This is a genomic window from Streptomyces sp. NPDC059524 (genome assembly GCF_042749255.1).
GTDB lineage: Bacteria > Actinomycetota > Actinomycetes > Streptomycetales > Streptomycetaceae > Streptomyces > Streptomyces xanthii.
The window spans coordinates 1-6617 of the sequence record NZ_JBHYTK010000264.1 but is presented as its reverse complement, the minus strand read 5'-3'; the positions used below and the strand labels follow the sequence as shown (position 1 = coordinate 6617).

At 71.7% G+C, this 6617-nt stretch carries 5 protein-coding genes and 1 tRNA gene; 3 read left to right on the top strand and 3 right to left on the bottom strand.

Annotation, left to right across the window (positions count from 1 at the left end; all coding sequences use genetic code 11):
* Positions 1-37 precede the first annotated feature (37 nt).
* A complete protein-coding gene (locus tag ACFW9D_RS37560; RefSeq protein ID WP_384629902.1) occupies positions 38-979 on the bottom strand; it encodes a DPP IV N-terminal domain-containing protein in 942 nt (313 codons plus the stop codon).
* Positions 980-1046: 67 nt separating this feature from the next.
* Entirely contained in the window at positions 1047-2438 is a 1392-nt protein-coding gene (locus ACFW9D_RS37555) for a threonine/serine exporter family protein (protein ID WP_384629900.1), read from the bottom strand.
* A 256-nt stretch (positions 2439-2694) separates the two neighbouring features.
* On the opposite strand from ACFW9D_RS37555, the gene ACFW9D_RS37550 reads away from it, so the two are divergent.
* From ACFW9D_RS37550 to ACFW9D_RS37540, 3 genes are read left to right on the top strand one after another with little or no spacing between them, the layout of a single operon-like run.
* Positions 2695-4158 carry an APC family permease gene (locus ACFW9D_RS37550; protein WP_384629898.1) on the top strand — a complete coding sequence of 488 codons (1464 nt, stop codon included), beginning with the start codon at positions 2695-2697 and terminating at the stop codon, positions 4156-4158.
* Positions 4155-4598 (top strand): hypothetical protein, encoded by a 444-nt coding sequence (locus ACFW9D_RS37545; RefSeq protein WP_384629896.1) that lies wholly within the window; start codon positions 4155-4157, stop codon positions 4596-4598. Before ACFW9D_RS37550 ends, ACFW9D_RS37545 begins: the two co-directional genes overlap by 4 nt.
* Positions 4595-5971: a dipeptidase gene (locus tag ACFW9D_RS37540; protein WP_384629894.1), complete on the top strand. Its 1377-nt coding sequence runs from the start codon at positions 4595-4597 to the stop codon at positions 5969-5971. Before ACFW9D_RS37545 ends, ACFW9D_RS37540 begins: the two co-directional genes overlap by 4 nt.
* Positions 5972-5984: 13 nt before the next feature.
* On the opposite strand, the gene ACFW9D_RS37535 is transcribed toward ACFW9D_RS37540, so the two are convergent.
* Positions 5985-6058: transfer RNA gene (locus ACFW9D_RS37535), tRNA-Gly, on the bottom strand.
* Between the last annotated feature and the right edge of the window lie 559 nt (positions 6059-6617).

Below are 6617 nucleotides of genomic sequence, written 5' to 3'. Positions count from 1 at the left end.
CCTCAGGAGCGGCGCGGGCCCGCGGCGGGCGTTCGGGCTACCCGATCAGCCAGTCCGTCGGGGTCGACCCCTGGGACGTCAGGACCTGGGGGTCGCTTCCGTCCGTGGCGCCGGCGACGTACGTGCTGCGCGTGTAGTCGACGGTGTTCACCGCGGAGAAGGCGATCCGGGTGCCGTCGGGGGAGAAGACCGGGCCCTGGACGCCGGTGAGGTAGGTCGTCCAGTTGTTCTGCAACTGTGTCGTGGTGCCGGTCGCCACGTCGACGGTGGCCAGGCCGTTGTCGGTGACGTAGGCGATGCGCTGTCCGTCGGGGGACCAGTCGACGGGCCCGGACGACGCGTCGCGCGCGGTGCTGACCTGGCGCACCTCACGGGTCGCGACGTCCATGATCCAGACGTCGCGGCCGGACTCCCAGCCGTCCGGCGTCTCGTACGTGCTGGTCCGCACGAACGCGATGGTCTTGCCGTCCGGCGAGAACGTGCCCGCGCCGCCGGCCGGTGTGAGCACCTCCTGACCCGTGCCGTCGGTCTTGATCCACTCCATACCGCGAGGGCTGGAGTAGACGATCCGCTTGCCGTCGGGCGACCAGTCGGGCAGCGCGACGTACGGAGCCTCGTTCGCCTCGGGCGCGATGCCCGGGACCAGCACGCGCCGGTCACTGCCGTCGCTGCCGGCGAGCACCAGGTTCCGGGCGTACGCGCAGCCCTCGGGCTGCGGGATGCAGGTGTCGTCACGCTGGACGAACGCCACGGTGGAGCCCTTAGGGGACAGGACACCCTCCTGGGCGTTCTGCGCGAGGGTCCGGATGACGCCGCCGCTCGCCGGGTCGAGCGTGACCAGTGCGGGAGAACCGGAGGAGTAGTCGGTGGCGGTGATCCGACCGGCCGCGGACTCCTGCCCCGCCACAGCGGTCCCTGCTGTCGGCAGGCCGGCGGCGACGACGATCCCCACGGTCAACACGACGCGTTTGAGAAGCACTTGAGCCCTTCTGGGGCAGCCGGTGTCTCCGGCCCCCGCTACAAGAGCGGAAGCCGATCAAGGAACGTCACAGGGACTCGGTCACGTCCCGGGGCGCCGTACGCCGGAGCCCACCGCCCTCCACCAGCGCCCCGCCCACCACCAGCCCCACCGCCAGCGCCGTGACGATCGTGACCAGCTTCATCAGGTCCTGGAAGCCCTCGATGACGTAGCCGCCCGCCAGCGTCGTCAGGCCGCGCATGCCGAGCGAGCCGACGGTCAGGGTGAAGAAGCCCGGGAGCAGCAGGATCAGCCGGGGCGGGCGGCCCGGGCGGCGGGCGATCAGCGTGGCCGCCGCCGCCAGGACGACGGCGGCGACGAACGTACCGCCCGTCTCCCCGACCAGCTTCGTGAACGCCGACTGCACGCCCACGGTGACGTACACGAGCACCAGCAGCGGCACGAAGAACCGCACCGGGATCGCGAACGCGAGCACCGTGCCCGCCGTGAACACGATCCACGCCAGGAACAGCGCCCACCGGGGCAGATCCGCGTCCGCCGCCACGTCGAACAGAGCGCGGGTGTCGGTGCCGGTCACGACGACGCCGAGCAGCACCCCGAGATACAGCTGGACCAGCAGGAACACGGAGTAGACGAGCCGGATCGCACCCGTCGTGATCAGGCCCGCCGACAGCTCGGCGGTGGCCGCGCTCAGATAGTCGCCGGGCACGAAGTAGAACAGCGCCGGGAGCATCAGCAGCACCGGACCGCCGCGCGCCGGATCGTCCGCGAACACCTCGATCGTGACGACGGACACGGCGACCGACACCACCAGGGGCAGGATCCGTTCCAGCACCGGCACCCGGTCCGCCGCGACCGCGAGCCCCGCGGCCAGCGCGCCCAGCACGGCCGTGGCGCCGATCTCGTACCAGGTCGGCTGCATCAGCGGGGAGAACCCCAGCGAGAACAGCACGATGCCGAGGAACTTCAGCCACCACGGGTACGGCGCCGGCGCCGCCACGATCGCCGCCAGCCGCCGGTCCGCCTCCGCGAGCCCGATCCGGCCGCCCCGCACCTTCGCCAGCAGCGGCTTCAACGCGGCGACCTGATCGAGCCGGAACACCTCCGGGACACCGTGCACGGTGACGGTCCGGGTCCGGCCGTCCGCCGAGGTCACCGCCACCGCGGCCGCCTCCGGCACCAGCAGCAGCGTCGCGGAACCGCCGTACGCGCGGGCGCTGTCCGCGACCGCCCGCTCCACGAGGTGCGCGCCCTCACCGGAGGTACGCAGCAGAAGCCCCGTCAGCCGGGACAGGAACACGACCAGCTCGTCGAGCCCGGCAGGGGCGCCGGGCACCGCAGGGGCGCCGGGCTGCACCGGACCGGCGAGCCCCGCCGCACCATCAGGACCGGGGCCGGGGCCGGCACCGGGGCCCATGCCCCCGTCCCGCTCCGCCCCCGCGGCCTCGCGTCGCTCCACGCCCGTCTCCTCGCTCCGGCGGCAGGGGCTCCAGCCTGCACGCGCGCCGGGCGCTCGGCATCTCGGACCCCGCGCCCCCGGGCCCGGTCCCGCCTCACCCGGCCCGGGAACCCGCCCCCGAAGCCGCCCCCCGGGAACCGGCCCCACCCGCCCCACCCTCCCCGCCCGCCTCACCCGAATGGCCCACTCGTCCTGCGCCCGGCCGCGACCCCACCGAGGCTGTCCCCGACCTCGTCCACAGCTCCCAGGAGGCCTGATGGCATCGATGGACGTCCCGGCGGACACTCCGAGACAGGCCGAGCGGGCGGAGGTGAGAGCGACCGCCCGGCCGGCCCTGTCCTGGGTGACCCTGGCCCTGATGACGACCGCGTCGGTGGCCAGCCTCCGGGCCGCGCCCACCATGGCCGTCTACGGCCTGGCCTGCGTCTTCCTCTACCTCGTCCCGGCGATCGTGTTCCTGCTGCCGACCGCCCTGGTCTCGGCCGAACTCGCCTCCGGCTGGTCGGGCGGCGTCTACCGGTGGGTGAGCGAAGGACTGTCCAAGCCGCTCGGATTCCTCGCCGTGTGGTGCCAGTTCGCGATGACGATCTTCTACTACCCGAGCCTGCTCGCCTTCGTCGCGAGCACCATCGCGTACGTCATCGACCCGTCCCTCGCCTCCAACGGCCTCTACACGGCGATCGTCATCATGGTCCTGTACTGGACCGGCGTCTGGGTGTCCTCACGCGGCACCAAAGCCCTGGCCGGACTGTCCAGTTGGGGCCTGATCATCGGAACGCTCATCCCGGGCACCCTCCTCGTGGTCCTCGGCATGGTCTTCCTCGGCCAGGGCAACGCCTCCGCCGCCCCCATGACCTCGGACCACCTCCTGCCGGCGTGGACCGGCCTCGCGAGCCTGGTCCTCATCGTCAACAACTTCCTCTCCTACTCCGGCATGGAGATGAACGCGGTCCACGTCTCCTCGCTGAAGAACCCGGCGAAGGAGTACCCGAAGTCGATGTTCCTGGCGATGGGCCTCGTCCTGCTGATCTTCATCCTGCCCGCCCTGGCCATCAGCTGGGTCGTCCCCGCGAACCAACTCAGCCTCACCGCGGGCGTGATGCAGGCCTTCGACGCCTTCTTCTCCCACTTCCACATCGGCTGGATGACCCCGATCGCCGCCGTGATGCTGATCTCCGCGGCCCTCGGCGGCATGCTCACCTGGCTCGCCGGACCGTCGAAGGGCCTCCTCGAGATCTCCCGCAGCGAGGGATACCTGCCGCCGTTCCTGCAGAAGCTCAACAAGTTCGGCATCCAGCAGAACATCCTCGTCACCCAGGGCGTCGTCACCACCGTCATCGCCCTGCTGTACGCGCTGATCCCGAACGTCTCCAACGTGTACTGGATCTTCTCGACGATCACCACGCAGGTGTACCTCATCGTCTACCTGCTGATGTTCGTCGCCGCGATGCGCCTGCGGAAGACCCAGCCCGACCACCCGCGCGGCTACCGCGTCCCCGCCCTCGGCCTGCTGTGCACGGTCGGCCTGCTGGCCTCCCTCGCCGCGCTCGCCATCGGCTTCGTACCGCCCTCGCAGTTCGGCAGCGGCAGCGTCTGGTCGTACGTCCTGCTCATCGGCTCCGGCCTCATCATCCTCGGCCTGCTCATCCCGTGGGCGTTCCTCAAGTTCCGCAAACCCGGCTGGCGCACCGAGGCCGCCGAGGAAGGCGGCACGTCATGAGCCCCACCCGCTTCGCCTCCGAACACAAGTGGATCTACGTCGGCGCGATCGTCCTCCTCGTCGTCCTCGCGATCATCGGAATCATCCAGTACGAGAGCGTGAAGACCGGCAACGAGGCGGCGAAGAAGGCGAACCAGCTCGCCGACGCCGCCGAGGAGGCCGGCTACCCCCGCCCCGACACGGAGACGATCGAACGGGCCCTCGGTACCGACGGCGGCACCGTCTGCGAGGACCCCGCCGGCGCCCTCGCCTCCGCCCTCTGGAAGATCAACGTCTCCAACGGCGCCGCCTTCGTCGGCCAGCGCCCCGTCATCGGAGACGCCCGCGCCCTGCGCGCCGAGGCCGAGATCCTGAAGATCTACTGCCCCGACAAGCTCGACACGTTCAAGGACAAGCTCGACGACCTGAAGACCGACGACACGGTGAGGCGAAACGCATGACTGAACTGGCCGCACGCATCGCGGCGTTGATGCCGCGCGCGAAGCAGGACCTGACCGACCTCGTCGCCGTCCCCTCGGTCGCCGACCCCCGCCAGTACCCGCCCGAGGAGTGCCACAAGGCCGCCCGCTGGGTCGCCGACGCCTTCTCCGAGGCCGGCCTGCACGACGTGCACCTCGTCGAGACCTCCGACGGCAGCCACGCCGTCGTCGGCCACCGCCCGCCCCCGCCCGGCGCGCCCACCGTCCTGCTCTACTGCCACTACGACGTCCAGCCGCCGCTCGACGACGCCGCCTGGACCACCCCGCCCTTCACCCTGACCGAGCGCGACGGCCGCTGGTACGGGCGCGGCACCGCGGACTGCAAGGGCAACATCGTCATGCACCTCACCGCGCTCAGGGCGCTCGGCGACGACATCCCCGTAGGCCTGAAGTTCGTCGCGGAGGGCTCGGAGGAACAGGGCACGGGCGGCCTGGAGGCGTACGTCACCGAGCACCCGGAGGAGTTCCTCGCCGACGCCCTGCTGGTGTGCGACACCGGCAACGCGGAGGTCGGCACCGGCACCGCGACGATCACCCTGCGCGGCCTCGCCAACCTCGTCGTCACCCTCGACACCCTCGAGGGCGAGATCCACTCGGGCATGTTCGGCGGCCCCGCCCCCGACGCGCTCGCCGCCCTGATCCAGACCCTGTCGACCCTGCGCGACCCGGCCACCGGCGCCACCCGGATCGACGGCCTGGACTGCGAGGGCACCTGGGAGGGCGTCGGCTACGACGAGGCGACCTTCCGGCGCGACGCCGGCGTCCTGGACGGCGTCCACCTCACCGGCACCGGCACGGTCGCCGACCGCCTGTGGGCCCGCCCCGCCGTCACCGTCCTCGGCATCGACTGCCCGCCCGTCGTCGGCTCCGCGGCCGCCGTCCCCGCCACCGCCCGCGCCCGCGTCAGCCTCCGCGTCCCGCCGGACATGGACGCCGGCACCGCCCGCGAGGCCCTCACCAAACACCTCACCCAAGCCGCCCCCTGGGGCGCCCGCGTCACCGTCGAGACGGAGAGCACGGGCTCCCCGTTCCGCGCCGCCACCGACGGCCCCGCCTACCAGGCCCTCGGCACGGCCATGAGCGAGGTCTACGGCAAACCCCTCGCCTTCCTCGGCCAGGGCGGCTCCATCCCCCTGTGCAACGTCTTCGCCTCGGCCTACCCCCGCGCCGAGATCATCCTCATGGGAGTGGAGGAACCCCGCTGCCTCATCCACGCCCCGAACGAGAGCGTCGACCCGACGGAGATCGAGCACATGGCCCACGTGGAGGCCCTGTTCCTGAAGGAGTTCGCGGCTCGCGCGGGAACGGAAAACAAACAACCCCCGAGTCGCTGACTCAGGGGTCCGGTGGAGCGGGTGACGAGAATCGAACTCGCGCTCTCAGCTTGGGAAGCTGATGTTCTACCATTAAACTACACCCGCGCGGTACGGCCGTTGAACTGATCCGTACTGGCGGACACTGTACCTCATCCCGGGCCCCGGGCGCGTGAGCGCCGGGGCCCGGCTGCGTTCCGGGGCCTGGAAGTGACTGCGGGTGAAGGGAGTTGGGGCGTACGGTGGGGGGACCGCGCGAGGGTTGTTCAGAGGCGGAGCGCCGCGTGGATTCGCGTCCCTTTCATCCCGTAATGTGACCCCGTCGTCGGTCAGGAAACTGACCACATGGCTCGTGGGGAAGGGACTCCGGGACTTGATGGACTCGATGGAGCGCACCGTCGTCCGATGTGCCGAGGGGCACGTGTTCAGCACCGCTTCGTTCCCGATGCAGCAGGCCGACCGACTCGGTCCCGGCCGGCTCATCCGGTGCCCGCGCTGCGCCCGGCTCCGGCACGCGGTTCCGGTGGGCGCCGACAAGCGGTAGGCAGCGAGGACGGCTCAGCGCGGGGGGGGGGCCCGGGGGGGGGGGGGCCCCCCCCCGCCGGGACCCCCCGGAGGGGGGGGGGCGACAACACACACCACGCCCCCACCACCCGCCCCGCGGGGC